The 26,109-nt window shown below is 69.8% G+C and carries 23 protein-coding genes, 1 tRNA gene and 2 pseudogenes; 12 read left to right on the top strand and 14 right to left on the bottom strand.

Annotated features, from left to right (window positions below; all coding sequences use genetic code 11):
* Window positions 1-69 precede the first annotated feature (69 nt).
* From efeB to M2271_RS14155, 6 genes are all read right to left on the bottom strand, one after another.
* Window positions 70-1,356: an iron uptake transporter deferrochelatase/peroxidase subunit gene (efeB, locus tag M2271_RS14180; protein WP_280887543.1), complete on the bottom strand. Its 1,287-nt coding sequence runs from the start codon at window positions 1,354-1,356 to the stop codon at window positions 70-72.
* Between the two features lie 9 nt (window positions 1,357-1,365).
* Complete coding sequence (locus M2271_RS14175; RefSeq protein ID WP_280887542.1) at window positions 1,366-3,396, bottom strand: copper resistance protein CopC; 2,031 nt, start codon at window positions 3,394-3,396, stop codon at window positions 1,366-1,368.
* A 13-nt stretch (window positions 3,397-3,409) separates the two neighbouring features.
* Window positions 3,410-3,895 carry a copper chaperone PCu(A)C gene (locus M2271_RS14170; RefSeq protein ID WP_280887541.1) on the bottom strand — a complete coding sequence of 162 codons (486 nt, stop codon included), beginning with the start codon at window positions 3,893-3,895 and terminating at the stop codon, window positions 3,410-3,412.
* A complete protein-coding gene (locus tag M2271_RS14165; RefSeq protein ID WP_280887540.1) occupies window positions 3,892-4,545 on the bottom strand; it encodes an SCO family protein in 654 nt (217 codons plus the stop codon). The genes M2271_RS14170 and M2271_RS14165 overlap by 4 nt, the downstream gene beginning before the upstream one ends.
* A gap of 102 nt (window positions 4,546-4,647) precedes the next feature.
* Entirely contained in the window at window positions 4,648-5,382 is a 735-nt protein-coding gene (locus tag M2271_RS14160; RefSeq protein ID WP_280887539.1) for a YcnI family protein, read from the bottom strand.
* Between the two features lie 147 nt (window positions 5,383-5,529).
* Window positions 5,530-6,417: a hypothetical protein gene (locus M2271_RS14155; RefSeq protein ID WP_280887538.1), complete on the bottom strand. Its 888-nt coding sequence runs from the start codon at window positions 6,415-6,417 to the stop codon at window positions 5,530-5,532.
* Window positions 6,418-6,647: 230 nt separating this feature from the next.
* On the opposite strand from M2271_RS14155, the gene M2271_RS14150 reads away from it, so the two are divergent.
* Entirely contained in the window at window positions 6,648-7,094 is a 447-nt protein-coding gene (locus tag M2271_RS14150; RefSeq protein ID WP_280887537.1) for an ATP-binding protein, read from the top strand.
* Window positions 7,095-7,198: 104 nt separating this feature from the next.
* Here the strand turns inward: M2271_RS14150 and M2271_RS14145 are convergent, their stop codons facing one another.
* Window positions 7,199-8,683 (bottom strand): aminopeptidase P family protein, encoded by a 1,485-nt coding sequence (locus tag M2271_RS14145; protein WP_280887536.1) that lies wholly within the window; start codon window positions 8,681-8,683, stop codon window positions 7,199-7,201.
* A 118-nt stretch (window positions 8,684-8,801) separates the two neighbouring features.
* Window positions 8,802-10,265 carry a PP2C family protein-serine/threonine phosphatase gene (locus M2271_RS14140; protein ID WP_280887535.1) on the bottom strand — a complete coding sequence of 488 codons (1,464 nt, stop codon included), beginning with the start codon at window positions 10,263-10,265 and terminating at the stop codon, window positions 8,802-8,804.
* A gap of 556 nt (window positions 10,266-10,821) precedes the next feature.
* On the opposite strand from M2271_RS14140, the gene M2271_RS14135 reads away from it, so the two are divergent.
* Together M2271_RS14135 and M2271_RS14130 are read left to right on the top strand one after the other, a co-directional pair.
* Window positions 10,822-11,487, top strand: a complete 666-nt coding sequence (locus M2271_RS14135; RefSeq protein WP_280887534.1) for a bifunctional DNA primase/polymerase — start codon at window positions 10,822-10,824, stop codon at window positions 11,485-11,487.
* 56 nt (window positions 11,488-11,543) lie between these two features.
* The gene (locus M2271_RS14130) at window positions 11,544-12,185 is read left to right on the top strand and encodes a hypothetical protein (RefSeq protein ID WP_280887533.1); all 642 of its coding nucleotides are present in this window, start codon (window positions 11,544-11,546) and stop codon (window positions 12,183-12,185) included.
* A gap of 235 nt (window positions 12,186-12,420) precedes the next feature.
* Here the strand turns inward: M2271_RS14130 and M2271_RS14125 are convergent, their stop codons facing one another.
* From M2271_RS14125 to M2271_RS14115, 3 genes are all read right to left on the bottom strand, one after another.
* Entirely contained in the window at window positions 12,421-13,410 is a 990-nt protein-coding gene (locus tag M2271_RS14125) for a DUF5926 family protein (RefSeq protein ID WP_280887532.1), read from the bottom strand.
* Between the two features lie 376 nt (window positions 13,411-13,786).
* On the bottom strand, window positions 13,787-14,425 hold the full coding sequence (locus tag M2271_RS14120) for an ATP-binding protein (RefSeq protein ID WP_280887531.1): 639 nt from the start codon (window positions 14,423-14,425) through the stop codon (window positions 13,787-13,789).
* Window positions 14,426-14,562: 137 nt separating this feature from the next.
* Entirely contained in the window at window positions 14,563-15,390 is an 828-nt protein-coding gene (locus M2271_RS14115; RefSeq protein ID WP_280887530.1) for a glycerophosphodiester phosphodiesterase, read from the bottom strand.
* A gap of 258 nt (window positions 15,391-15,648) precedes the next feature.
* Here M2271_RS14115 and M2271_RS14110 point away from each other — a divergent pair, with 258 nt between their 5' ends.
* Together M2271_RS14110 and M2271_RS14105 are read left to right on the top strand one after the other, a co-directional pair.
* Window positions 15,649-17,157, top strand: a complete 1,509-nt coding sequence (locus M2271_RS14110) for a trypsin-like peptidase domain-containing protein (protein ID WP_280887529.1) — start codon at window positions 15,649-15,651, stop codon at window positions 17,155-17,157.
* A gap of 61 nt (window positions 17,158-17,218) precedes the next feature.
* Window positions 17,219-17,305: transfer RNA gene (locus tag M2271_RS14105), tRNA-Ser, on the top strand.
* A gap of 117 nt (window positions 17,306-17,422) precedes the next feature.
* Here M2271_RS14105 and M2271_RS14100 read toward each other — a convergent pair.
* A complete protein-coding gene (locus M2271_RS14100) occupies window positions 17,423-17,890 on the bottom strand; it encodes a DUF6083 domain-containing protein (protein ID WP_280887528.1) in 468 nt (155 codons plus the stop codon).
* Window positions 17,891-17,987: 97 nt separating this feature from the next.
* Window positions 17,988-18,407 (bottom strand): hypothetical protein, encoded by a 420-nt coding sequence (locus M2271_RS14095; protein ID WP_280887527.1) that lies wholly within the window; start codon window positions 18,405-18,407, stop codon window positions 17,988-17,990.
* Window positions 18,408-18,676: 269 nt separating this feature from the next.
* Between M2271_RS14095 and M2271_RS14090 the strand changes: the two genes are divergently transcribed.
* The 6 genes and pseudogenes from M2271_RS14090 (at window position 18,677) to M2271_RS14065 (ending at window position 24,931) form a co-directional block, all read left to right on the top strand.
* Window positions 18,677-19,024: a hypothetical protein gene (locus M2271_RS14090; RefSeq protein ID WP_280887526.1), complete on the top strand. Its 348-nt coding sequence runs from the start codon at window positions 18,677-18,679 to the stop codon at window positions 19,022-19,024.
* A gap of 446 nt (window positions 19,025-19,470) precedes the next feature.
* Entirely contained in the window at window positions 19,471-20,412 is a 942-nt protein-coding gene (locus tag M2271_RS14085) for an OB-fold domain-containing protein (RefSeq protein ID WP_280887525.1), read from the top strand.
* 62 nt (window positions 20,413-20,474) lie between these two features.
* Window positions 20,475-20,864 (top strand): annotated as a pseudogene (locus M2271_RS14080) (MaoC family dehydratase); the annotation flags it as partial.
* A gap of 104 nt (window positions 20,865-20,968) precedes the next feature.
* Window positions 20,969-22,135: a lipid-transfer protein gene (locus M2271_RS14075; RefSeq protein ID WP_280887524.1), complete on the top strand. Its 1,167-nt coding sequence runs from the start codon at window positions 20,969-20,971 to the stop codon at window positions 22,133-22,135.
* Window positions 22,136-22,497: 362 nt separating this feature from the next.
* Entirely contained in the window at window positions 22,498-23,073 is a 576-nt protein-coding gene (locus M2271_RS14070; protein ID WP_280887523.1) for a SigE family RNA polymerase sigma factor, read from the top strand.
* A 214-nt stretch (window positions 23,074-23,287) separates the two neighbouring features.
* Entirely contained in the window at window positions 23,288-24,931 is a 1,644-nt protein-coding gene (locus tag M2271_RS14065) for a long-chain fatty acid--CoA ligase (protein WP_280887704.1), read from the top strand.
* 71 nt (window positions 24,932-25,002) lie between these two features.
* On the opposite strand, the pseudogene M2271_RS14060 reads toward M2271_RS14065, so the two are convergent.
* Window positions 25,003-25,365 (bottom strand): annotated as a pseudogene (locus tag M2271_RS14060) (MFS transporter); the annotation flags it as partial.
* A 144-nt stretch (window positions 25,366-25,509) separates the two neighbouring features.
* On the opposite strand from M2271_RS14060, the gene M2271_RS14055 reads away from it, so the two are divergent.
* Window positions 25,510-26,088 (top strand): TetR family transcriptional regulator, encoded by a 579-nt coding sequence (locus M2271_RS14055; RefSeq protein WP_280887522.1) that lies wholly within the window; start codon window positions 25,510-25,512, stop codon window positions 26,086-26,088.
* The last annotated feature ends 21 nt before the right edge of the window (window positions 26,089-26,109 follow it).

Raw genomic sequence — 26,109 nt, 5'->3', positions numbered from 1 at the left:
CTCACCCTAATGGGCCTTGCGAAACGCAGTGCACGCATCTCGCAACCGCCACCCCTCAGAGCGACGGAGTCACCCCTCCAGCAGCCGCTGCCCCACGTACTCCCCCTGAGCTGCCCCGCCCGGTACGGCGAAGAGGCCGCTGGCCTCGTGGCGGATGAACGGGGACAGGGCGTCACCGCGGTCGAGCTTGCGCTGGACCGGGACGAAGCCACGCAGCGGGTCGGCCTGCCAGCAGATGAAGAGGAGGCCGGCGTCGGGGATCCCGTCCTGGTCGAAGCCGTCGTGGTAGGAGAACGGCCGGCGGAGCATCGCCGCGCCCCCGTTCCGGTCGGGGCGTGTGATGCGGGCGTGCGCGTTGACGGGGACCACCAGGTTGCCCTTGGCGTCCGTCTTCTCCAGGTCCATCTCGGTCGTCTCGCTGCCCCCGGTCAGCGCCGCCCCGTCGGACTTGCGGCGCCCGATCACGTTCTCCTGGGCCGTGACCGAGAGCTTCTCCCAGTCGTCGAGGAGCATGCGGATCCGGCGTACGACGGCGTAGGAGCCGTTCGCCATCCACGCGGGCGTGCCGGACTCGGGTACGAAGACGCGCTGGTCGAAGTCGACCTCGTTCGGCTTCGGATTGCGGGTGCCGTCCATCTGGCCCATGAGGTTGCGGGCCGTCATGGGATGGGACGTGGCCCCCGGTGAGCGGTTGAAGCCGTTCATCTGCCAGCGGAGCCGGGCGGCGCTCCCCGCGCCCTTCTGGAGGGCGCGCAGCGCGTGGAAGGCGACCAGTGCGTCATGGGCGCCGATCTGCACCCACAGGTCGCCGTCGCTGCGCTTCTTGTCGAGGTGGTCGGAGGAGAAGTCGGGCAGCGGGTCGAGCGCGACCGGGTGTTCTTTCTGCAGGCCCGTCCGGCCGAAGAAGCTGTGGCCGAAGCCGAAGGTGATCGTCAGCGAGGACGGGCCTGCGTCCCGGGCCACGTCTGTGTCGTCGTGAGGCGCCGCCTCGCCCGCCATCAGCCGCTGGGCCGTCTGCGACCAGCGGCGCAGCAGCGCGGCGGCCTCCTTGCGGCCCGCCCCGGCGGCCAGGTCGAAGGCGGCGAGGTGGCCGCGGGCCTGGAGGCCGTCAGTGATCCCGGGCTGATGTTTCCCGTGAAACATCACCCGCTCGGAGCCCAGAGAGGTGAGCGGCGTGGCCTGGGCCGGCTGGGCCGTGTAGCCGACGACCCCGCCGGCCGCACCGAGGACGAGCCCGGTGGCCCCGGCGGTCCCGAGCAGCTTCCGCCGGGTGAGGCCCTCCACGGAGGTGGCCGTTTCGGAGGCGCCCTCCTCGAGTGCGGGAGTGCGGGCCTCCGGAATGGACTGGTCAGGCATGATGATGGGTCAGCCGATCTGCGCGTTCTTGGAGACGGTCGTCTGGTCGATGTCGGAGGTCCGCACGGTCACCGCGATCTTCCACTCGCCCGCCACGGGGATCTGCACTCCGCTCGCCGACCAGTGACCGGTGGTGATGTGGTCGGGCACGACGGGCAGTGGCCCGATCTTCTTGGACTCCAGGGTGAAGGCGACCTTCACCTCGGGGATGTCGAAGGCACGCCCGTTGGGCCGCTGGACATAGACGTGCATCTCGTTGCCGCCCACGCGCGCGGGGTCGATGTCGACCGTCACGACGCCCTTGCCGTCCTCGCCGCCCGTGTCGAACGACATGTCGAGGGTCAGCGCACCGGCCGACGAGTCCGAGGAGGACGAGTCCGATGAGGCCGAGGCCGAGGAGGTGGACGCCTTGGCCGCCTCCTCCGTGCGCCCCGGCTCGGTCTGTGTCAGCACGGTGGTGACCGCGAGCAGGACGACGGCGACCCCGGCCTCGGCGAGCACCGAGCGGCGCAGTCCGAACCGGTTCGGGTCGGCGTCCCGCGCCTGCTTCTGTCGCGCCGCGTCCATCGCGACCCGCTGCCGGGCTAGCTGAGCGGCCCGCTGGGAACCACCGGCCCCCTTCGAGTCGCCGGCCCCGTTCGCGTCGCCGCTCCCCTGGGAACCTGTGCTCCCCTTGGAACCACCGGCCCCCTTCGAGTCGCCGCTCCCCTTGGAACCTGCGCCGCCCTTGCCCCCACCAGCACTCTTCGAGGCACCGGCACCGGCACCGGCCGTCACCCGCTGCTTCTGTGACCTGGCCCGCTGAACCACCGTGTCCGCCAGCCCTGCCGTCCACCGCCGCGAGATGTACGCGATGCCGACCAGCAACACCACGAGTCCGATCTTGGCCAGCAGCAGCTGCCCGTACCGGGTTTCGGTGAACGCCGACCAGGATCCGAGCTGACGCCAGGACTGGTAGACGCCGGTCACGACCAGCGTGACCACGCTGGTGAAGGCGAGCGTCGAGAAGCGGCGTACGGCGGCGGTGTCGACGGGCCGGTCCGAGGGCGCCCAGTACAGCGCGCCGAGCAGCGCCGCGAGCCCGCCGAGCCAGGTAGCGACGGCCAGCAGATGGAGCACGTCGACGGGCATCGCGAGGCCCGCCTGGAGCCCGACGGAGGCGTGCTCGGACATCGCCCAGCTCGCGGCGAGCCCGGCGGCCACCACGGTCCCGCCGACGGCCAGCCCGAAGTTCAGGTCTCGCTTCTCCTCGCCCTCGCGTTTCTCGTACGCCCCGAACAGCACCGCGATGAACAGCGCCGCCGCGGCGAGGAGCAGCAGCCGGGAGACCAGCGCCGCACCTGTCTTGGTCTGCAGCACCTGTCCGAGCAGGTTCAGGTCGAAGATGTCGCCGGCTTTCCCGGAGGTGGTGTAGGAGCCGCGCAGGAGCAGCTGGAAAAGGGTGGCCGCGGTGAGCGTGAGCCACCCGGCGACGACGAGCCGCTGCATGGCCCGCACCCCGGCGCCGCGCTGCCAGCAGGCGAGCACGAAGGCGGCACCGCCGACCAGCACGATGAAACCGGCGTACGACATGTACCGGCCGAACCCGTAGAGCCAGCCGACGACCCCGCCGCCGGCCGTGCTCCCTGACACCGTGGCGGAGGTTGCGGAAGGCGCGCCCACGGAGAAGGTGTAGGCGCCGGAGACGGGGTGGCTGTCCGCGGAGACGACCTGGTAGGTGACGGTGTACGTGCCGTCGGGCAGACCGCTGTGCAGTTGCACCGCGTAGGTCGTGCCGTTCACGTTGGACGGCTTGCCGCGCTGGACGGGCTTGCCCTTGGGGTCGAGCACGCGCAGCGAGTCGGCGGACGCCGAGACCTGCTCGGAGAAGGTCAGCGAGATCTGGGTGGGTGCCTTGTCGACCACCACCCCCTGCTGGGGATCGCTGCCGGTGAGCGCGGCGTGCGCGGAGGCCGGCGCGGCGGTGGTGAGAAGCAGCCCGGCCGCGGCCAGGAGCAGCAGCACCAGGGTCCGGACGCGGGGGGCGATGGTCTGCGTCAAGGGGGTCCCTCCCTCAGTGTCCGGTCGTCGGGGTGTAGGTCGCCGACTTCACCGGCATCTTGACGACGACCGGGTCGGACGTGGCGAAGTGCAGTTCGACCGAGATGGTCTGGCCCTGCTTCGGCTTGCGCTTCAGCTTGTCGAACATCAGATGGTTGCCGCCGCTTTTGAACACGAGTTGACCCTGTGCGGGGACGGGGAGCTGTTTGAGCTCCTGCATCGCGCCGCCGACCGTCTCGTGCATGGTGACCTCGCCCGCGGAGCTGGTGATCGAGGTCAGCTCGTCCTTCGTGTCGCCGGCGTTGGCGATCGTCAGGTAGCCGGCGGCCATGTCGTCGGAGACCGGCTGCGGTATGTAGGCGCCTGAGACGGAGAGGCCGCCCCCGCCGTCGGAGCCGCTGCCGGAGCCGCTGCCGGAGCCGCTGTCGGAGTCGGAGCCGCACCCGGCGAGGAGCAGGGCTCCGGACAGGACGACCACCGGGACAATGGGAGGCCTCACGGGTTCTCACCCTTGATGATCTTGGGGAGGTCCTTGGTGTAGTCGTCGACCGTGGCGTCCTCGCCGTACAGCAGGTATCCGGCGTCGGTCTTCGGGGAGAAGGCGACGACCTGGGTGCCGTGGACGGAGACGAGTTTGCCGTTCTTGTCCTTGTGGGTCGGCTCGATGGAGATGCCGAGGGTGCGGGCGCCGGCCTGGATGGTGGAGAAGTCGCCGGTGAGGCCGACGAACCGGGAGTCGATGCCCTTGAGCCACTTGCCGAGTTCGGCCGGGGTGTCCCGGCCCGGGTCCGTGGTGACGAAGACCACGCGCAGCTTCTCCTGTTCGGCCTTGGGCAGCTGCTTCTTGGCGACGGCGATGTTGTTCATGGTCAGCGGGCAGACGTCGGGGCAGTGCGTGTAGCCGAAGTAGACCAGGGTGGGGCTGCCCTTGGTCTCCTGGCGGAGGTCGTACTTCTTGCCCTGGGTGTCGGTGAGGACCAGATCCGGCTTTTCGAACGGTTGATCGAGAACCGTGGCGGCCTTGTCCGAGCCGGCCTCCTCGGACACCACGGAGACGGGTGAGCCGCTGTCGTCACCGCTGCCGCAGGCGGAGAGGGTCAGGGTGGCGGCGGCGAGCAGCGCGGCCGCGGCGAACGTCTTCTTGCGCATAGAAAAATGTCCCAGATGTTGATGGTGCCGACGTCCACCGGGGTCGTACGCACAGCCGTACAAACAGTTGTACGACCCCGGTGGGCGGTGGCCGGGCGATCGTCAGGCGGTGGTGCGCCGGCGTCCGGCGAGGACGCCGTAGGCCACCCCGACCACGCCGACGACGATGCCGACGACGCCCAGGACTCGGGCGGTGGTGTCGCTGTTGTCGGCGGGAGCGGCGGCCGCGGCGGTCTTCCCAGTGGACGCGGTCTTGGCGGAGGTCTCCGCGGCCGCGGACGAGCCGTGGTGGCCGTCCTCGGAGGCGGCGGACAGCGTGAGCACGGGAGCCGGGTTCTCGGGCTCCTGCGCGCCGTCCTTCTGCTCCTCGATCCAGCGCACGACCTCGTTGTCGGAGTACGTCTGGATCGTCTTGAAGACCATGTCGTCCGCGTCCTCGGGCAGCGCGCCCACGGAGACGGGGAACTTCTCGAAGTAGCCGGGCTCGATGCCCTTGCCGTCGGCGGTCCAGGTGACCTTGCTGACGGCCTCGGTGATCTGCTCGCCGTGGGCCTCGACGGGCTTTGCGAGCTTGGACTTGGTGACCTTGACGCTCCAGCCGGCCATCGGCTCCGGCATCACCGAGGCCAGCGGGTGGTCGCTCGGGAAATTGACCTCGAGCTTGGTGGTCGAAGCGTTGTCACGCTCGTTGGGGACCTTGAAGTCCAGGACCGCGTAACCGCCCTTGGCGGCGGACCCCTCGGGTTGCACGCTGACGTGCGCGAACGCGGGTGAGGACAGGCCGACGACGGCGGCGGCGGCGACCGCGCCGATGACGGCGAGACGAGAGGCCTTCATGGACAGCACTCCACTTCGGGTGGGTTTCCGGTTCCGGTGAGGAAGAGAGGGTGCGCGTAAGTGATCACTGAGGAACACGGGCACACGCGCGTGCCGCACGACGGCGGCCCCTGTCCACGGAGGTGGAGCGTGCGGGTCGACGTCGTGTCAGGCGGTGAGAACGAGAGCGGCGACGGCGGGTGGGCCGCGCCTGGTCACCGTGTGCTGGAGTGCGGTGGTGCGTGGTGGCGGCGGCGTGAGCAGGGCGGTGCGCGGCCGGCGCGGACCGGCCTCGGGCGTGCCCGGCAGTCCGGCACGCAGGGCGCGCACCAGCGCGAGCGCTCCGCGCAGGGACCGTACGAGCGCCCCCTCGGCGACCGAGTGCGCGGATACCGCGGACAGTTCGGCGAGCCGCAGCAGCGCCAGGTCTCCGCAGCGCAGCAGCCAGCCGGCGGCGAGGGCCGCGAGGACGTGCCCCAGCAGCATCGGCAGCGAGGGAAGCAGCGACATGGAGGAACCCGCGGCGGTGGACAGGGCGTCCGCCGGGTGGGGCGTGACTCCCGTTCCGGTTCCGCCCGTCGTGACCGGGTGGACCCGGGCGTCGACGAGGATCTTCTGGGCCTGGACGGGGCTGATGGCGGCGGCGGTGGTCCCGCACACGAGCCGTGCGGCCTGTTCGACCAGTGAGGCGTCGGACAGGGAAGTCATCGACGCCATCGAGGGCAGCGATCCCAGGGATGCCGATCCCGCCGCGGCCGTCGCCGTATCCGCAGCCATGCCGTGCTGGCCCAGGCCGAACAGCACGTGCAGTCCGGTCTGGCCGAGGGCGAGCAGTGCCGTGATCCCGGGCAGCGAGCGCTCGCGTCCGGCGAGCGGCGCCGCCACCAGGACGGCCCCCAGGAACCCCGCGCCCAGCGTCCACAGCGGAACCGCGGCGCAGGAGGTGAGGGCGTGCCCCAACGCGGCCAGCACGACGCAGACCGCGGCGAACACCGCGGCCCGCAGAACCCGGAGAGCTGCTCCGGAGCGCGTCGTGCGCGAGTGGGGGGCAGTCATGGCGGGCTCATCATCGCACTGCCCTTATGGGCGTCATGTGGCAGGTCCGCAAGATGACGTACGGGAGCTACGACCGGAAGGTCCCGTGTGCCACACGCTGCCCCACATACACCGACCGCCACTCTCGGTACATCCCCCGTATGGGCGGCATCACGTCAACTGTGTGCTTACACCGGTGCGGTCGCGGCAATACGTAACGGTATGTCGAGCCGCGGCCGGGAGGCTGGAGCATGAGCATCTGGTGGTCACTCCATCTTCGGCGCGAAGCTGCGAGCGTGCCGCTCGCCCGGCGCCTGCTGCTCGGCACCATGGAGACCGCGGGAGTCGATCCCGAGGTCTCGTACGACCTCTCCGTGGCCCTCAGCGAGGCCTGTGCGAACGCTGTCGAACACGGCGGGGACACCGCGTGCGGCGGCCCCTCGGAGGCGTTCCGGGTCACCGCCTACCTCGACGGCGAGAAGTGCCGCATCGAGGTCGCCGACTCGGGCCCCGGCTTCGCCCGCGTCCAGGCCGTCCGTCCCGCCCCCAGCGGGGCCGAGAACGGACGAGGCCTCTGTCTCATCCAGGAACTCGCCGACCACGTCCACATCGGCAACAAGCCAGGACGAAGCGGCGCGGTGGTCAGTTTCGACAAGATCCTGAAGTGGCGGAAGGACGCGCCGCTGATGGCGGTGTAGCACCCCGCGGGAAGCCCGCCCGCAGGGCAGGTCGGCGGCACCCCCACACCCTCATGGGTGCGGGGAACCCGCGCGACCAGCCACGAATGACCCGTAGCCGAACATCAACCCTTGAGGGCCGCCATCCAGGACTCCACCTCGTCGGACTGCCGGGGCAGGCCTGCCGAAAGGTTCCGGTTGCCGTCCTCCGTCACCAGGATGTCGTCCTCGATCCGCACACCGATCCCCCGGTACTCCTCCGGCACCGTCAGATCGTCGGCCTGGAAGTACAGACCAGGCTCGACGGTGAGTACCATCCCCGGCTCCAGCGTGCCGTCGACATACGACTCCACGCGCGCGGCAGCGCAGTCATGGACATCCATGCCGAGCATGTGCCCCGTCCCGTGCAGCGTCCACCGCCGCTGCAGCCCCAGCTCCAGCACCCGCTCCACCGGCCCCTCGACCAGCCCCCACTCCACGAGCCGCTCGGTCAGCACCCGCTGGGCCGCGTCATGGAAGTTCCGGTACTTCGCCCCCGGCTGCACCGCCGCGATTCCGGCTTCCTGGGCCTCGTGCACGGCGTCGTAGATCTTCTTCTGGATCTCGCTGAATCGTCCGCTGACCGGCAGCGTGCGTGTGACGTCGGCCGTGTAGTACGTGTGCGTCTCGACGCCCGCGTCGAGCAGCAGCAGGTCACCCGACCTGACCGGCCCGTCGTTGCGCACCCAGTGCAGCGTGCAGGCGTGCGGACCGGACGCGCAGATGGAGCCGTAGCCGACGTCGTTGCCCTCCACGCGCGCGCGGAGGAAGAACGTGCCCTCGATGTACCGCTCGGAGGTGGCCTCGGCCTTGTCCAGAACGCGTACGACGTCCTCGAAGCCACGCACGGTCGAATCGACCGCCTTCTGCAGCTCGCCGATCTCGAACTCGTCCTTGACCAGTCGCTCCTCGGAGAGGAAGACCCGCAGTTCCTCGTCGCGCTCGGCGGTGACCTTGTCGGTCAGCGCGGCCTCGATGGCGGCGTCGTAGCCACGCACGAGCCGCACCGGACCGGTGGCCTCGCGCAGCGCGTCCGCCAACTCGCGCACGTCGGAGGCGGGGATGCCGTACAACTCCGCCGCCTCGGTGAGGGAGTGGCGGCGGCCGACCCACAGCTCGCCCTGGCCGGAGAGCCAGAACTCGCCGTTCTCCCGGTCGGAGCGCGGCAGGAGGTAGATCGTGGCCCGGTGGCCGTCGGCGGCGGGCTCCAAAACGAGCACCCCGTCCTCGGTCTGGTTTCCGGTCAGGTACGCGTACTCGACCGACGCGCGGAACGGATAGTCCGTGTCGTTCGAACGGGTCTTCAGATTGCCCGCCGGAATCACCAGACGCTCACCGGGGAAACGCGCCGACAGCGCGGCACGCCGCGCGGCCGTCTCGGCGGCCTGAGCGATCGGCTCCAGGCCGCGCAGCTCCGTGTCGGCCCAGCCGGACTTCATGTTCTCGGCCAGTTCGTCGGACACGCCCGGGTACAAGCCGTTCTTCCGCTGCTTGGGGGGCTCTTCCGACTCTTCCGGGCCCGCTGCGTCAGCAGCACAGTCAGACACTGCCGGGGTGAGCTCGTCGGCCACGGTCATCCTCCTAGATAGGGCACTGGACCCCCTCCATCGTACGGTCGTACGGAAGGGGGCCCGGGGCCACAGGACCTGTTACCGGCGGCTACTCGAAGTGCGGCTGCTCGACGTGCGGCTACTCGAAGTGAGCGGCGAGCAGCACGACGTCCTCCTCGGAGTCCGCCTCGTCCGGCCCGCCCGGCAGTACGGTTCGCAGGACATGGTCGGCGATGGCGGCCGGGTCGTGCCGCAGCGTCTTCGGTACCCCGGCCGCCGCCGCGTGCAGCCGCGCGAAAGCGCGGTCGGTGGGGTCGCCGGTGCGGTGCAGCAGCCCGTCGGTGTACAGCAGAACCGTCTCTCCGGCCTCCGCCTGGAACTCCACGCTCGGCGCCTCCCAGCAGGCGAGCATCCCCAGGGGCGCCGACACGGACGTCTCCACGAACTCGGTGCGCCGCTCCCCGACCAGCAGCGGCGGGCAGTGCCCGGCACCGGCCAGCGTGATCTTGCGCAGCGCGGGCTCGCAGTAGGCGAACAGGGCGGTGGCCGAGCGGGCGGGCTCGGTGAGTCGGAGCAGCAGTTCCAGGTCGGACAGCACGGCGACGGGGTCCTCGCCCTCCATCACGGCGTACGCCCGCAGGGAGGCCCTGAGGCGTCCCATCGCGGCGATCGCGCTGGCCCCGGAACCCGTCACCGAGCCGACGGCCAGCCCGAGCGCGGCGTCCGGCAGCGGCAGTGCGTCGTACCAGTCGCCGCCGCCGCGCGGGCCGGTGCGATGACGGGCGGCGAGCCGCACTCCGGCGACGCGGGGGAGCCGGGACGGCAGCAGCTCCTCGGAGATCGTCGCCATGCACGCGCGCGTGCGCTCCATCTCGACCAGCCGGGTCAGGTGCTGGCTCGCGTACCGGGCGTACAGACCGACCAGGTGGCGCTGGCGTTCGGTCGGCTCGGCGGGCTCGTCGTAGAGCCACACGGCGGCGCCTAGACGGCCGGTGGTGTCGTCGGTGGTCAGGGGGAGTGCGTAACTGGCGGCGTAGCCGAGGCGGGCGGCCACCTCACGGTGCCGAGGGTCGAGCCCCTCGTCCGCGAACAGGTCGGGCTGGGCGATCTCCCGGTCGGCGCCCGGCAGTCCGTCGAGGATGCGGCCGTACGCCAGGGAACTGCGCGGCACGGTCTCGATGTGGCCGAGGTCGGCGCGGCCGAGGCCCAGGCCGATGGTGGTGTCGGGGCCGAGTCCGTCGCCCGGCTCCAGCACGACGAGTCCGCGGCGGGCGCCCACCAAGGCGGCTCCGGCGCGCAGTACTTCCTGGAGACCGCCGGCGAGCGCGTCCGTGCAGGCCAGGCGTTCGGTGAGTTCGTGCAGTGTCGTGAGGTCCGAGACCCAGCCGGCGAGACGGTCCTGGAGCAGGGCGCCGGGGGCGCTGGACGAGAGCACCGCAGAGGTCTCTGCAGAGGTCTCTGCGGCGACAGGCGCGGGCGCGACAGTGTGTGCGGGGGAGGGAACCGTTGGATCGATTCCAGCCACTTTCGGAGGGTGAGGGGCGTTCATGAGGTCCGGCTTTCCGGCCGGTGCATACTGCTCAAAAGCATCGCAAACCCCCATGTCATTCTGCGTCGCCAGCAGTGTCTCCACATGTACACGCACTCCTCAGGGGATGTCCAGCATTGTCCTGCCGGGATTCCTGGTGTCCGTGCGTTTCCGGTGCGCCCCTTGCCGGAAGGTAAAGTTGGCTTAAAACTGCCCCAGGTAGAGGCTTATTGCGGTCGACTGGCCTTGCTCCACAGAGCGTCACACCGGTCGTGATGGGTACCTACTCGGAGAAGGCCAGGGGTGGTTGGCAATCACCCGGAACCTGGCGACGGACCCGGGCGTCTTAGTCACCGACGACCGAGCCCCATCCTCCCGTGGCGGAGGCGAAGAGAAATACGCGTGACGGCAAACGCCAGACTTCGCCACCCCCACGCCACGCTCGTGCTCTTGATAGACCGCAGGTATGGGCGAGGCTGCCGCGGACGCAGCCGATGTTCGGCCCATAGGGGTTCCCCTTGTCTCAACAGGGGTGTGATGCGCCAACAGGTACGCACAGTGAAGTGATCGACACATGATGTGATGTGGTCCTCGGTGTTGCCAGCGGTGCAACGGAAAGGAACGAGCGCTCATGCGCGAGATCCTCGGAAGGCGACACAGGCTCCTGTCCCAGCGTGGCGACGGGAGGCCTGAGTTGATCAGTGCGGCCCTGACCTTCGCCAAGGAATGGCAGTGGCCCGTACTCCCGGGTGTGGCGGCGGATCCGCAGGGTCGCGACCGCTGCGGCTGCCCGGATCCCGAGTGCACGGTGCCAGGCGCCCACCCCTTCGACCCAGGCCTCCTCGCGGCCACCACCGACGAACGCATGGTGCGCTGGTGGTGGGCCAACCGGCCTGCCGCCCCCATCGTCCTCGCCACCGGCGACACGGCGCCCTGCGCGGTGAGCCTGCCGGCGCTCCCGGCCGCCCGTGCCCTCAGCGCGCTAGACCGCGACGGCATGCGTCTCGGCCCGGTCGTCGCCTCGCCGACGCGCTGGGCGATCCTCGTGAAGCCGTACTCGCTGGAACAGTTGGGCGAACTGCTGTACGCCAAGGACCATGTCCCCGGCTCCCTCCGCTTCCATGGCGAGGGCGGCTACCTCGCCCTGCCCCCGTCCGAGACCGGCCAGGGCGAGATCCGCTGGGAACGCGCCCCACTGCCCGGCTCGGCGGCCCCGTGGGTGCCGGATGTCGAGGCCGTGGTGGACGCGGTGGTCGAGGCGCTCACTCGTACGGGTGTGAGCGCACCCGAGTTGTAAGGGTGTCGGGCGCGGACGGAACCGGCCGCACGCTCCCGCTCGTTATCTTCCGGCGTATGAACCTCCGTCTCCTCGCCCTCGCGGGCGTCGCGGCTTGCGCGGTCGCGCTGCCGCTGGCCGTGGCGTCCGCAGGGCCGGTGGGCGACGAGGGCCGCCCGCCCGTGCGGGCGTCCGGGCAGGCCGATGCGCGGGATTCCGTACGTGCGTCCGGGCGGGTTGATGGGCGGGATTCCGTACGGCCTTCCGCCCGTGTCGACGCCAAGGCATTCTCCGCCGAACCCGGCCTCCCCGGCGCTCGACCAACCTCGCGTGAGGGGACCCCTGCACCCTTCCTGCTCGGCCTGGGTCTGGCCACCGCCGCCCGCTGCGGCCCCGAACTCACCTCCCCCGACGGTGTCGAGGCCCAGACCTGTGTGATGACCCAGGGTGAGGAGAACTGGGCGCGTACGTACTACCGCAACGCGACCGGCGGCGCGCTGGACACCGTCCTGAGTCTCCTGGGACCCGGTGGCCGCGCCGTGCAGATCCGCTGTGCGATTCCCGCCGAGGACGAGCCCGGAACCTGCGAGACGCCTCGGGAGCGCACTCAGGGCCACCTGGACGGCTACACGGCGGTCACGGAGTTCGCGGCGAAGAGCGGAGATGGGCGGCTGCTGCTGCGGTCCGGGAGCAACTCCAGGACATCCACCGGCAGTTGATGCGCGATGCCATACCGTGAAGAAATCCGCGCAAGGAAGAACCCGGTTGCTGGCGACGGGGGATGCACCAGCAACCGGGCTACTCAAACGGTAACAAGAGATCGGCAGTTCGCAAATTCGATCTCGACTTGTCTTTGGCTATTCGGACACCGACTGGCTTGTCCTGAGCGGGAGTTGTGAGCCACGGGTCACTCGTCCCGTGCGGCTGACCGGCCAGTCAGCCGCACGGATTTCGTCAACTCAGCGTGACCTGACGGTTGGTGAGCCCTCCGCGCGCGCGGCGCTCGTCGGCGGTCAGTGGGGCGTCCGTGGCCAGGGCGTCCGCCAAGCGCTCGGCGAACTCGGCGGCCGGCTTCTCGATGTCCTCCGCCGTGATGGCGCTCGGCAGGTCCCAGACCGGCACGGTGAGCCCGTGAGCGCGGAAGGAGCCCACGAGGCGGGTGCCCTCGCCGAGGCTGGAACGGCCCGCCGCGTGCAGCCGGGCGAGAGCGTCCAGAAGCTGCTCCTCCGGGTGCGGCATGACCCAGCGCAGGTGGTTCTTCTCCGGTGTCTCGCACCAGTACGCCGCGTCCACGCCGGTCAGCCGCACGGTCGGGATGGCGGCGGCGTTGGCCCGCTCCAGGGAGGCGGTCACCTCCGGAGTGGCGTTATCCGCGTCCGGAATCCAGAACTCGAAGCCCGGGTGCACAACTGGGTCGAACGCACCTTCGGGGGTGAGCAGATCCTGCAGCCGCGGACCGTCGGCCGGGGCACGGCGCCCCTCAACCGGGGTGCCGGGCTCCACGGTCAGCGCACGCTGGAGGGTGTCGGCGAGGTCGCGGCTGATGTCGCCCGACGCCGTGTCGTTCTGCAGACCGATCAGCACCGAGCCGTCGTCGCGGCGCAGCGCGGGCCAGGCCATCGGCAGGACCGTGGCCAGCGTGACCGACGGAACGCCCTCGGGAAGGCCGCCCTTCAGCGTCAACGCGACCGTCGCGGCCGGCACCAGCTCGCGCAGCGCCACCCAGTCACACTCCCCCGGCAGCCCCTCGAAAGGACGGTGCACCAGCTCGGTCGCGGCCTGCGCGGCCGCCCGGCCGTGACACGCCTTGTAGCGGCGGCCGCTGCCGCACGGGCAGGGCTCGCGGGCACCGACGACCGGAACGTGCCCATCAGCGCCTACGGCGCGGGCCCCGTCCGTGATCTGTGGCCGCTTGGCCTTCGTCTGGGTGCGCTTCTTGGCCATGGTGGGTGTCTCCCGGTTACGGCTCGTCTCGTACGGGCGCGAGCCTAGCCGTTCACGACTTGACCGACGGGAGCCTGTGGACAACGGGGACGGATGTGTCGACTTGTGGATGTGGATAACGGGAGCCGATGCGCCGGCCTGGGGGTAACGGGCCGGGTTGTCCTGGTCACCGGGGGTCGAGTCCCAGGCCGGGCTCAGTCCCGGTCGGCCCGGTTCTCCGGCATCCTGGATCTCGGGACCGCCCGAATTTCTGAACAACCCGGTCTTCTTGGGTCATCCCGGTCTTCTCGGGTCAGCCCAATTCTCGGGTCAGCCCAATTCTCCGACCGGTCCAGCTCTCCGACCGGTCTCCGGTCGGTCGAGTTTGCGGACCGGTTCAATCCCTGTCGTCGAACGCGTCCGCGAAGTCCCGGACCGGCAGGGCCGGTACCGACGGTGCCGTGACACGCGTGGCGAAGTCGTCACGGCGGTGTCCGGCGTCCGGATCATGAACGTCGGCATGGACAACGACCCACACCGTGACCTCGCCCCGGGCGTCGTCCCGGACGCCCCAGTCCTCCGCCAGTTTCGTGATGATGTTCAGCCCGCGGCCGCCGTGCGCGGTGACCGAGGGCGTGGCCGGAGCCGGGCGGGTGGGCCCGCCGCCGTCCGTCACCTCGACCATGAGCCTGCCGCCCGCGTCCACCCGCCAGGCGGCACGGACGTCGCCATCCCCGGCCAGGGCGTCGCCCAGCGGCCGACCGTGCTTGCACGCGTTGCTCAAAAGTTCGGAAAGAATCAGGACGGCGTCGTCGATGACCGATTCCGATACGCCGCCGCTGCGCAGTTGCGCACGCATATGGCGCCTTGCCCGGCCCACGCCCGCAGGGCCATGGGGTACGGCCATGCTCGACGACGCGGGCACCTCCTGTGCCACCACCAACGCCACCCCCGAGACCTCCTTTGCCCCACGCCACGGTGTGGATGCCCCTTTGGCCTGTACCGGAAACCGGTCAATCCAGGTCCCACGACGCATTCGCAACGATCGAATACAGATCGAACGCGCCGGAGCACACCCTGTAGCGATGTGGCTGGATTTCGACGGTATGTCGAAGGTGGAGGATGCCGTTCGACGGGCGAACGGGTCAAGGATTCTTCACAGGTCTTTACCAGTCACCGGCCGAGTCGACGCAACACCGCGGCCGGACGATTGGTGATGATGGCGTCGATGCCCAGGTCGAGACAGAGATCGACGTCCTCCGGCTCGTTCACCGTCCATACGTGCACCTGGTGGCCGGCCTCCTTCAAGCGCTCGATGTACGCGGGGTGATTGCGCACGATCCGGATCGAGGGGCCCGCGATCCGGACACCCGCGGGCAGTCGTCCGTCGCGCAGTCGGGGCGAGACGAACTGCATCAGGTAGACCGTCGGCAGTGTCGGTGCGGCGGCCCGCACCCGGAGCAGTGAGCGGGCCGAGAAGCTCATGATCCGGACCGGCGACTCCCCGGCCGAGTCCGGGGCGTCGAGCCCGAAGCGCTTCAGCAGGTGCATCAGTCGCTCCTCGACCTGCCCCGCCCACCGCGTGGGGTGCTTGGTCTCGATCGCCAGCTCCACCTGCCGTCCGGCGTCCGCGACCAGCTCCAGCAACCGCTCCAGGGTCAGTACGGAGGTGTCCTCGCGGTCCTCGGGGCGGAACTCCCAGTCGGGCTCCTCGTCGCGCGTGCGCCAGAAGTCCCGTGTCCTGCGCGAGCCGAAGTCCAGGGCGGCGAGGTCCGCGAGCTCCAGTGCGGAGACCGCCCCGCGGCCGTTGGACGTACGGTTGACGCGACGGTCGTGGACGCAGACGAGATGGCCGTCCGCGGTCAGCCGTACGTCGCATTCGAGGGCGTCGGCACCGTCCTCGATCGCCTTCCGGTACGCGGCAAGCGTGTGCTCGGGGGCCTCTTCGGAGGCTCCGCGATGGGCGACGACCTGAGTGCGGTGCTGTCGTACGTGGGTCACCGCGTCATGGTGCCACCGCGCGAGGGTACGCGTGCGAATGGTTGCCTCGGAGTTGCGTCCTGTTTGCCCGATGTGACGTATGTAAAGAGTGGCGGCGGACCCACAGGCACCGCTTATGGTGCTCTGACGGCCTGTGGGAAAAGCTGACGGCAGACAACAAGACATGTACAGCTGCACCGGCGCCGGACCGTCGGGCAACGTGCGCGAGCGTGACCGAGTGCGACCGACAACAACAGTCGTGGATCGAGGAGACAAGCTGTGAGCACCGAGAACGAGGGCACCGCGGTACCCCCGGCCCCGTCCGCACCCCCCGTGCCGGTGGATGCTCCCGCTGCTTCGGCGCCCCAGGAGTACCCCGCTCCTGGCGGAGGCGCCCCGACGACTCCGATCCCGCCGGTGCCCTCGACAGGCCCCGGCGCCCATGAGCAGGAACTGGTGCGCGCCGGTCAGGCGCCCGCCCCCGCCTACTCCTCGGCGGACCCCGGAGGCGCCCCCCAGGGCCAGCCGTATGGGCAGCATCCTCAGGGCGCCGCTCCGGAGAGCGGCTGGCCCCCGCCCCCGCCAGCCACCCCGTCGTACGCCGACGGCGGCTCCGGCGGCGCGGGCCCCCAGTGGGGCGCGGCCTACCAGCAGCCCGCTCCGAAGCCCCGCAGCGGGCGCGGTGGGCTGGTCGCCGCGATCCTGGTGGCCGCGCTCGTCGCGGGCGGCCTGGGCGGCGGCCTCGGCTACACCCTGGCCAAGGACAACGACAACGGCTCCTCGACGACCGTCTCCGCCTCCGACAGCGGCGGCTCCGTGAAGCGCGACCCGGGCACGGTCGCGGGCGTGGCCGCCAAGGCGCTGCCCAGCACCGTCACCATCGAGGCGGAGAGCAGCAACGGCGAGGGCGGCACCGGCACCGGCTTCGTCTTCGACACCGAGGGCCACATCATCACCAACAACCACGTGGTGGCGGAGGCCGTCGACGGCGGGAAGGTCACGGCGACCTTCCCGAGCGGCAAGAAGTTCGACGCCGAGGTCGTGGGCCATGCCCAGGGGTACGACGTGGCTGTCATCAAGCTCAAGAACACCCCGAGCGACCTCAAGCCGCTCACCCTGGGCGACTCCGACAAGGTGGCTGTCGGCGACTCGACGATCGCGATCGGCGCCCCCTTCGGCCTGTCCAACACGGTCACCACGGGCATCATCAGCGCGAAGAACCGCCCAGTGGCCTCAAGTGACGGCAGCGGCTCCAACGCCTCCTATATGAGCGCCCTGCAGACGGACGCCTCGATCAACCCGGGCAACTCCGGCGGCCCGCTGCTCGACGCGCAGGGCAACGTCATCGGCATCAACTCCGCGATCCAGTCCTCGGGCGGCGGCGGCCTCGGCGGGACCAGTCAGTCCGGCTCGATCGGCCTCGGCTTTGCCATCCCGATCAACCAGGCGAAGTACGTCGCCCAGCAGCTGATCCAGACCGGCAAGCCGGTCTACGCGAAGATCGGCGCGTCCGTCTCCCTGGAGGACGGCACGGGCGGTGCCAAGATCACCGAGCAGGGCGCCAGCGGCTCCGAGGCGGTCGAGGCGGGCGGCCCCGCCGCGAAGGCCGGCCTCAAGCCCGGGGACGTCATCACCAAGCTCGACGACCACGTGATCGACTCCGGCCCCACCCTGATCGGCGAGATCTGGACCCACAAGCCCGGCGACAAGGTCACGATCACCTACGAACGCGGCGGCAAGACCCACACGGTCGAACTCACCCTCGGCTCCCGTACAGGCGACAGCTGACCGCCATCCACTCGAACCACCCGTTACTCTTGTCCCCGCGCTGCCGGTGACGGTGGCGCGGGGAGGCGTGCCCGAGCGGCCTAAGGGAACGGTCTTGAAAACCGTCGTGGCAGCGATGTCACCGTGAGTTCGAATCTCACCGCCTCCGCAGCGTGAGAGCCTCTGACCAGCGAAAAAGGTCGGGGGCTCTCGTCGTGTCCGCTCTCCTTGAGCGACCCGCTGTTTCCCGTGGGTCCCCGGCCGATCGCGCACGCGAAGGGCACGGTCATGCTTCATGCCGCAGGCACACGAACTCGTGAGCGGGAATGACAGGCTCTCCGGGTGCGGGATCGATGGCGCCGATCCTGATGGCTACTGTCGCCACAGCGATCGGGGTGTTCGCTGCTCTCGGGCGCATCAAACGCCAACGGTGTCGCGGAGGGACCTTCTTCGCAGGCAGCTCGAACGTGGCCAGTTCGACCCAACGGTCATAGTTGGTGGGGTAGCAACGCACCGGCGTATCGCAATGCTGGCACGTGCGGGGTTCGATCCATGCCACGTCATCCGGGGCGAACTCGGGCTCCGGTGCCGCTGTGGCGCCCTCGTTCAGGGCAAGATCGTTGGCGACCTTGTTCCAGCACCTGTCGCAGAGTTCGGATGACAGGGGGATGATCCGTCCGCGCTCACGAACGTCGGGCCCGTGCGAGGAGCACAACAGGCACTCAGGCTGGCTGACACTGTGGAGAACCGCCATTTTTTGAGTGTGAGTGCGCGGTACACCATGCAGACAGGGCGCCTTTCGGCCTTATTCGGCGAAGTCGGGCATGGCGCGCGGGCAGGTCGCCGGCAGGTCACGCTGTCGTCGGCGGCTCTTTGCGGCTCTCGCCGACGGAGGGCCTCCCGGGGGGTCCCTTGAGGGGCCGGCGGCGGGCCTCAGTGAGGGCTCGTCCGAGTTCCTCGCGCGCCCGCCGCTGGATGCCCTCGCTGTCGTGCAGGATCTCATCCAGCTCCTCGGGCGTGGCCGGGACGGGCGGCGGTCCCTCGTCGGTGAGACGGTCGTAGAGCCAGTCGCATGCCCGGGCCTCGTCCGGGAACCGCTCGCGCACCTCTCGCCGGCCACGCTCGTGGACTCCCACGACCCACGTGCCGCCGCGTTCCTCCAGGAAGTAGTGGTCCATCGGGCGATGGCCGCCGGGGCAGTCCGGAATCTCGTAGTTCGCCTCAGGGACCCTGGCCGCTCGAAGAGCCTCGCACAGCTGGAAACGGTCCATGGAACAAGTCTCCCACCAGGCGCGAAGTGGGATCCGCCCACAAGCGGACCCCACTTCGCGCCACGTCATGGCGACGCAGAAACCCTCCATGCTCGTACGTATGTTCGAAAAAAGGAGGAGGGCTGGCCTCGACTCGCCGAAGCGTGCGGATTGGCGGCACACGTGCGGGAACGCTTCATCTCTTGTGCCCCTTGAGTGTGAGTTGCACATACCCGTCCCTGCCTGGTCGTTGAGGTCATGAAAGGGGTTTATCGACTTTGTCGTCACGCTTGAGGGGGAATCATGGCTTCCAGTGCGGCATCCGTACCGCCCGCGTCATCGCCGCCGTCACCGCCCTTCCTCTGGCTGCCGCGCTCTTCACCGGCATGGCGGCGGCGGACAACGGCGCGTTCGTGGAGGACGGATCGAGTGCGTCCGTGACGACAGCCGTGGCGGGCGTCGCCGGCGGCGGCGTCGGTGGTGACAACTACGGCAACTCGGCCACCACGCAGCAGCAGGCTGTCGGCTCCGGTGCCTCGAATCAGAGCAATGCTGCCCAGGTCAACGGCTCCGCGTTCACGGCCGTCAATCAGGGGAACGACAACACGTCCGTCAACTTCACCCCCCTGTGGTGGTGATCTGAGGGGGTCGGCGTTCGGGCGCCGGTCTCCTGAACTCCCGTGCATGGGGTGCTCTGTGGGGTGACAAGCGTCTGCGCGGCGGTGCTACAGCATCGCCGCGCAGACGTTTTCGTGGGCAGGCCGGCGTTTTCGTGCGCGGGGCGGGTGTCGCGGAGCGGGCCGGCGCGTCTGGCGTGGGGTCGAGGGAGTTCGGCGCCGGAAGCGACGGCCACCGTTCTTCGCGTGCCGGGCCGCCGGTCTTGACACCTCTCCTTATCTGACGGACAGTCAGAAATCTTTGGGAGGACGGTGGGAACCGGACCGGCGGCTGCGGTGTACCAGAAGTGTCCAAGCGAGGTGGCATGACGCGGCACGGCACGGTGCGGTGCGGCACGGCACAACGCCACGCCACGCGACGCGGCTGGGGACACGAGGGACGGGCAGAGGACAGCGAGGGGGCGAAGATGAGCGACACGTCGGGGGCGAGCGATGCCCCGGAAAGCACGGAGCGGCGGCTGAAGACGTTCGAGGGGCGGTCCGCAGCCGTCGCCGGCGTCGGAAAGGACCCCGTCAACGAGCCCATGATCCGGCACTGGTGCGAGGCAATGGGCGACACCAACCCGGCGTACCTCGGCCCGGACGCCGTCGCCCCGCCCACCATGCTCCAGGTGTGGACCATGGGTGGCCTCACCGGTCACACCGGGCGAACAGAGGCGTACGACGAACTGCTCACCGTCCTCGACGAGGAGGGCTGCACCGCGGTGGTCGCCACCGACTGCGAGCAGGAGTACGTCAGAGCCCTGCGCCCCGGAGACGAGATCACCTTCGATTCGGTCATCGAGTCGGTGTCGGAGCGCAAGACGACGAAACTCGGCACGGGCTACTTCGTGACGACCCGGATGGACGTACGCGTGGGCGAGCACCTCGCGGGCACCCACCGCTTCCGCATCCTCAAGTACGCCCCGGCACACCGACCGGAGAGGAAGCCCCCGGCCCGCTCGGTCGTGCGCCCCCGCCCCGTCGTCAACCGCGACAACGCCGGCTTCTGGGACGGCGTTCGACAGCACCGGCTCCTCATCCAGCGCTGCTCCGCCTGCACGACCCTGCGCTTCCCCTGGCTCCCCGGCTGCCACGCCTGCGGCTGCCCGGACTGGGGCACGATCGAGGCGAGCGGGGAGGGCACCGTCTTCTCGTACGTCGTCCTGCACCACCCGCCCTTCCCGGCCTTCGACCCCCCTTACGCGGTGGCCCTGATCGAACTCGCGGAGGGCGTCCGGGTGATCAGCAACGTGGTGGGGGTGCCCTACGACAAGGTGCGGATCGGCCAGCCGGTCCGGCTCGAATTCCAGCAGTACGACGACGAGTTGGTGCTGCCGGTCTTCCGTGCCGGAGGGGAGGCCGCGTGAAGGCAGGCGCAGACGATGAGAAGGGCGGCCCCAAGGGGCGCATCAAGCAGGCCGAGGACCGCATGACACCCGGCGACGAACTCCCGCCGCTGGAGATCCCGATCACCCGCACCCTCGTCGTGGCCGGGGCCATCGCCTCCCGCGACTACCAGGACGTCCACCACGACGCCGAACTGGCCCGGGAGAAGGGCTCCCCCGACATCTTCATGAACATCCTGACGACGAACGGCCTGGTCGGTCGCTACATCACCGACCACTTCGGCCCACGGGCCGTACTCCGCAAGGTGGCCATCAGACTCGGCGCTCCCAACTACCCCGGGGACACGATGGTGTTGACGGGGGCCATCGAGAACGTGACCGAGTCGGTGGACGGCGACACCGCAACCGTCCGTGTGATCGGTGACAACGCGACCGGCAGACATGTGACCGGCACAGTGACGGTCACCCTGCCGAGGAGGAAGCCACCGGGGCGGGAGGAGCAAGGCGAACCGGGTGAGGTAAGGGAGTTGGCGGAGCCCCGCGAGGAAGAGGAACCGGCAGAGCGAGGAGCGCCGGGATGAGCGTACGCACCAGGGACACGCTCGGCGGACGCGCGGCGATCGTCGGTATCGGGGCAACGGAGTTCTCCAAGGACTCGGGACGAAGTGAGCTGCGGCTGGCGGCGGAGGCGGTGCGGGCCGCACTGGAGGACGCCGGGCTGCGGCCAGCCGACGTGGACGGAATGGTCACGTTCACGATGGACACCAGCCCGGAGATCACCGTCGCCCAGGCCTGCGGGATGGGCGAGCTGGCCTTCTTCGCCCGCGTCCACTACGGCGGCGGGGCGGCCTGCGCCACCGTCCAGCAGGCCGCGCTCGCCGTCGCCACGGGCGTCGCCGAGGTGGTCGTCTGCTATCGCGCCTTCAACGAACGGTCGGGCCGCAGATTCGGCTCGGGCGTACAGCACCGGGAGCCGTCGGCGGAGGGGGTCGCGCTCGGCTGGTCCCTGCCCTTCGGACTGCTCACCCCGGCATCCTGGGTGGCGATGGCGGCCCAGCGGTATCTGCACACATACGGCCTGACCCCGGAGGCGTTCGGGCACGTGGCGGTGACGGACCGCAGGTACGCGGCGACCAACCCGGCGGCCTACTTCCACGGCCGCCCGATCACCCTGGCCGACCACGCGTCCTCTCGCTGGATCGTCGAGCCGCTACGGCTGCTGGACTGCTGCCAGGAGACCGACGGCGGCCAGGCGCTCGTCATCACCTCGGTGGAGCGGGCCCGTGACCTGCCCCACCGGCCCACCGTCATCACGGCGGCCGCCCAGGGTACGGGCCGGGCGCAGGAGCAGATGACCAGCTTCTACCGCGACGACCTGACCGGCCTGCCGGAGATGAACGTGGTGGCCCGGCAACTGTGGCGGACCTCCGGACTCACGCCCGCCGACATCGAGGTGGGGATCCTGTACGACCACTTCACCCCGTTCGTGCTGACACAACTGGAGGAGTTCGGCTTCTGCGGAAAGGGGGAGGCGTCCGACTTCGTCGCGGAGGAGCGGCTGCCGCTGAACACGCACGGAGGGCAGCTGGGTGAGGCATATCTGCATGGGATGAACGGCATCGCGGAAGGTGTACGTCAGATCCGAGGCACGGCCGTGAACCAGATACCGGGAGCGGGCCGGGTCCTTGTGACGGCGGGAACGGGTGTGCCGACGTCGGGCCTCATACTGACCTCGGACGTCTGAGACACGGCAGCGAGCCGCCGGCGGAGGAACCGAGGGGCCACCGCCCCTGCCGTCGGCGGCACGGCGACCGTCTGGCGGGTGCGCCCGCAGGGCCAACGCGACCGTCTGGTGGGCAGGGCCAACGCGACCGTCTGGCGGGCGAGCCGGTAGTACCAAATCCGGGTCCGCCCTTGGACCGTCCTCCAGGGGTAACCGGCGGCAGCCGTCGGCGGACACCCCCCAGGGGCAATCCCGCAGTACCCCCGGCTCTCTCGTCCACCTTCAGGAGGTGTAGCCGGCACCACCCCTACAACCTGAGGCGGAGTTGTCTTCGGGACCTGCGGCCGATGAGCGGGAGGGGCCCTCACTCATAGCGTTGAGTCATGACCACAATCGTCTGCACCAGCGCTCCGGAGGCAGCCACGCCGGCGACGCAGGTCCTTCCGTACCCTTCTTACCCGTCGTACCCCTCCTTCTCCTCGTACGTGAAGGCCCGCCAGCCGGTGCTGCTGCGTACTGCCCGGTCACTCACCGCGAACCCGTGCGACGCGGAGGACCTGCTGCAGACCGCGCTCGCCAAGACGTACGTGGCCTGGGAGCGCATCGAGGACCATCGTGCACTCGACGGCTATGTGCGCCGCGCGCTCCTGAACACGCGCACCTCGCAGTGGCGCAAGCGCAAGGTCGACGAGTTCGCGTGCGACGAATTGCCCGAGCCGGAGCCCGTGCCCACCGGTGGCGACCCGGCGGAGCAGCAGGCGCTGCACGACGCGATGTGGCGGGCGATCATGAAGCTGCCCGCCCGGCAGCGGGCGATGGTCGTCCTCAGGTATTACGAGGACCTCAGCGAGGTCCAGACCGCCGAGGTGCTCGGGGTGTCCGTCGGCACAGTGAAGTCGGCAGTGTCCAGGGCCCTGGGCAAACTCCGCGAGGACCCCGAGCTCGGCCTGGCCCGATAACACCGGATGCGCGGGTCCCTGGTGGGCCCGGACCGGTGAAGTCTTACGTGTCCTGGGTGGGCCCGAACCGGTACCGGCAGCACGCCGTGAGCGTAAGGTGACGCGATCGATCATCCTGCCCTAGTGGCATACCGTGCGGTATGCGCGGAGAATCTGCGCAGCCCTTACTGCCGCGTAGGCAACGTCGCCTCGGGAGGACGCCGTGCTGAGCACCATGCAGGACGTACCGCTGTTGATCTCCAGGATCCTGACCCACGGGTCGACGGTCCACGGCACTTCGCAGGTGATCACCTGGACCGGGGACGACGACCCGCAGCGCCGTTCCTTCGCCGAGATCGGCGCCCGCGCCGCCCAGTTGGCGCACGCCCTGCGCGAGGACCTCGGAGTCGTCGGCGACGATCGTGTGGCAACTCTTGCTTGGAACAACGCCGAGCATGTCGAGGCCTACTTCGCGATCCCCTCCATGGGCGCGGTCCTGCACACGCTCAACCTCCGTCTCCCGCCTGAGCAGCTGGCGTGGATCGTGGGCCATGCGGCCGACCGGATCGTGATCGCCAACGGTTCACTGCTCCCCCTGCTGGCCCCGCTGCTCCCGCACCTCGAAACGGTCGAGCACGTGGTCGTGACCGGGCCGGGCGACCGTACCCTGCTCGCGGACGCGGCCGTTCAGGTGCACGAGTACGAGGACCTGATCGCCGGGAAGCCGACCACGTACGACTGGCCGGAGCTGGACGAACGCCAGGCCGCCGCCATGTGTTACACCTCCGGGACGACGGGCGACCCGAAGGGCGTGGTCTACTCCCACCGTTCGGTCTACCTGCACTCCATGCAGGTCAACATGACCCAGTCGATGGGCCTGACCGACCAGGACACCTCGCTCATCGTGGTCCCCCAGTTCCACGTCAACGCCTGGGGTCTGCCGCACGCGACCTTCATGACCGGCGTGAACATGCTGATGCCGGACCGTTTCCTCCAGCCGGCCCCGCTCGCCGCGATGATCGAGCGTGAGAACCCGACGCACGCGGCCGCCGTCCCCACCATCTGGCAGGGCCTGTTGGCCGAGCTGACCGCGAAGCCCCGGGACGTCTCCTCCCTCCGCCAGGTCACCATCGGCGGCTCGGCCTGCCCGCCGGCGCTGATGGAGGCGTTCGACAAGCTGGGCATGCGGGTCTGCCACGCCTGGGGCATGACGGAGACCTCGCCGCTCGGCACGGTTGCCCGTCCGCCGGCCCAGGCGGTCGGTACGGAGGAGGAGTTCCGGTACCGACTCACCCAGGGCCGTTTCCCGACGAGCGTCGAGGCCCGCCTCACCGGCCCCGGCGGCGAACGCCTCCCCTGGGACGGCGAGTCGGCCGGCGAGCTGGAGGTGCGCGGCCCCTGGATCGCGGGCGCCTACTACAACGGCCCCGACGCCGAACCCCTGTGCCCCGCCGACAAGTTCAGTGAGGACGGCTGGCTGAAGACGGGGGACGTGGGCACCATCTCCCCCGACGGTTTCCTCACTCTCACCGACCGCGCCAAGGACGTCATCAAGTCCGGCGGAGAGTGGATCTCCTCGGTGGAGCTGGAGAACGCGCTGATGTCCCATCCGGACATCGCCGAGGCGGCCGTCGTCGCCGTCCCCGACGACAGGTGGGGCGAGCGCCCGCTGGCCACGGTCGTCCTCAAGGAGGGCGCCACCGCCGACTTCGAGTCCCTGCGTGCCTTCCTCTCCGGCGAGGGCCACATCGCCAGGTGGCAGCTCCCGGAGCGCTGGACAATCGTCGAGGCGGTCCCGAAGACCAGCGTCGGAAAGTTCGACAAAAAGGTGCTGCGCAGGAGGTACGCGGACGGACAGTTGGACATCACGAAGCTCTGACGAACACGAACACGAACACGAACACGAACACGAACACGAACAGGAACAGGAACAGGAACAGGAACAGGAACAGCGACGAGGACGGCCGCGGCGAGAGCGGTGGTCCCCGCGGCCGCCGCACCGGCGACCAGCGCCGCGGCCGTGACGAGCGACAGGACGGCGACCAGCCGGCGCCGGTTGACGCTGTCGCCGAGCGGGGCGAAGACCAGGAGGCCGGTGGCGTAGCCGAACTGGGCGACCGAGGCGACCCAGGCGACGGCGGAAGGGGTCGAGCCGAAGTCGTGGGCGATGAGGGGGAGCAGCGGGGCCGCGAGGTAGATGTTGGCGGCCGTGACCGCGGTGGCCAGGGTGATCAAGGGGAGGAGGAAGCGGGTGGCGGTGTCCGGCTGACGGGTCGGCGTACGGCCCTGCTGGGCGGTGACTGTGGTCGACATGGGGACGGAACTCCTTAGACCCGACTCTGTCCATCAATCAACCAACTGGTTGGTTGATGGAGCGAACAGTCCCGCCGGCGTCCGCATTCCCCATCCGTTCCCGGGTAACCAAACGGTTGGTTACCAGGCGGCTACCCTGCCTTCATGGCAGTCAGAGACCCCGAGGCCACCAAGGCGCGGATCTTCGAGGCGGCGGTCGCCGAGTTCGCCCGTCATGGCATCGCGGGCGCCCGCATCGACCGGATCGCCGCCACGGCCAAGGCGAACAAGCAGTTGATCTACGCGTACTTCGGCAACAAGGCGGAGCTGTTCACCCAGGTCCTGGGAATCTGCATGGTCGATCTCGCCGCCGCCGTCCCGGTCGACCCGGACGACATGGAGGGCTGGATCGACCGCCTGATCGACTATCACACCGCCCACCCCGAACTGCTGCGCCTCCTCTTCTGGGAGGGCATGGAGTACGGCACCTCCGAACTCCCCGACGAGGCCGAGCGCCAGGACCACTACACCCGCAAGGTCGCCGCCATCGAGGACGGCCAGGCCCGGGGTGTCATCACGGACGCTTTCCCGCCCCGTGACCTGCTGTTCCTGCTGACGGCCCTCGCCAACTGGGCCGCCGTCGTCCCGCAGATGCGCCGCGTCCTCACGGGCCCGGAGGACGCCGACCGCGAACGCCTGCGCGCCTCGATCAAGGCGGCGGCACGGAGGCTGGTCGAGCCCTAGGCGCGCCCCGCAGTGTGCCCC

The sequence above is a fragment of the Streptomyces sp. LBL genome, assembly GCF_029893585.1.
Lineage (GTDB): Bacteria > Actinomycetota > Actinomycetes > Streptomycetales > Streptomycetaceae > Streptomyces.
Note: the sequence above shows the minus strand (reverse complement) of the source record. Positions and strands in the feature narration are given on the sequence as shown.

What these genes read in the sequence shown, in the direction of transcription:
- efeB (WP_280887543.1), bottom strand. Translation starts at nt 1,356, where the DNA reads ATGCCTGACCAGTCCATTCCGGAGGCCCGCACTCCCGCACTCGAGGAG.
- M2271_RS14165 (WP_280887540.1), bottom strand. Translation starts at nt 4,545, where the DNA reads ATGCGCAAGAAGACGTTCGCCGCGGCCGCGCTGCTCGCCGCCGCCACC.
- M2271_RS14160 (WP_280887539.1), bottom strand. Translation starts at nt 5,382, where the DNA reads ATGAAGGCCTCTCGTCTCGCCGTCATCGGCGCGGTCGCCGCCGCCGCC.
- M2271_RS14155 (WP_280887538.1), bottom strand. Translation starts at nt 6,417, where the DNA reads ATGACTGCCCCCCACTCGCGCACGACGCGCTCCGGAGCAGCTCTCCGG.
- M2271_RS14150 (WP_280887537.1), top strand. Translation starts at nt 6,648, where the DNA reads ATGAGCATCTGGTGGTCACTCCATCTTCGGCGCGAAGCTGCGAGCGTG.
- M2271_RS14140 (WP_280887535.1), bottom strand. Translation starts at nt 10,265, where the DNA reads ATGGGGGTTTGCGATGCTTTTGAGCAGTATGCACCGGCCGGAAAGCCG.
- M2271_RS14135 (WP_280887534.1), top strand. Translation starts at nt 10,822, where the DNA reads ATGCGCGAGATCCTCGGAAGGCGACACAGGCTCCTGTCCCAGCGTGGC.
- M2271_RS14130 (WP_280887533.1), top strand. Translation starts at nt 11,544, where the DNA reads ATGAACCTCCGTCTCCTCGCCCTCGCGGGCGTCGCGGCTTGCGCGGTC.
- M2271_RS14125 (WP_280887532.1), bottom strand. Translation starts at nt 13,410, where the DNA reads ATGGCCAAGAAGCGCACCCAGACGAAGGCCAAGCGGCCACAGATCACG.
- M2271_RS14120 (WP_280887531.1), bottom strand. Translation starts at nt 14,425, where the DNA reads ATGCGTCGTGGGACCTGGATTGACCGGTTTCCGGTACAGGCCAAAGGG.
- M2271_RS14100 (WP_280887528.1), bottom strand. Translation starts at nt 17,890, where the DNA reads ATGGCGGTTCTCCACAGTGTCAGCCAGCCTGAGTGCCTGTTGTGCTCC.
- M2271_RS14095 (WP_280887527.1), bottom strand. Translation starts at nt 18,407, where the DNA reads ATGGACCGTTTCCAGCTGTGCGAGGCTCTTCGAGCGGCCAGGGTCCCT.
- M2271_RS14085 (WP_280887525.1), top strand. Translation starts at nt 19,471, where the DNA reads ATGAGCGACACGTCGGGGGCGAGCGATGCCCCGGAAAGCACGGAGCGG.
- M2271_RS14075 (WP_280887524.1), top strand. Translation starts at nt 20,969, where the DNA reads ATGAGCGTACGCACCAGGGACACGCTCGGCGGACGCGCGGCGATCGTC.
- M2271_RS14070 (WP_280887523.1), top strand. Translation starts at nt 22,498, where the DNA reads ATGACCACAATCGTCTGCACCAGCGCTCCGGAGGCAGCCACGCCGGCG.
- M2271_RS14065 (WP_280887704.1), top strand. Translation starts at nt 23,288, where the DNA reads ATGCAGGACGTACCGCTGTTGATCTCCAGGATCCTGACCCACGGGTCG.
- M2271_RS14055 (WP_280887522.1), top strand. Translation starts at nt 25,510, where the DNA reads ATGGCAGTCAGAGACCCCGAGGCCACCAAGGCGCGGATCTTCGAGGCG.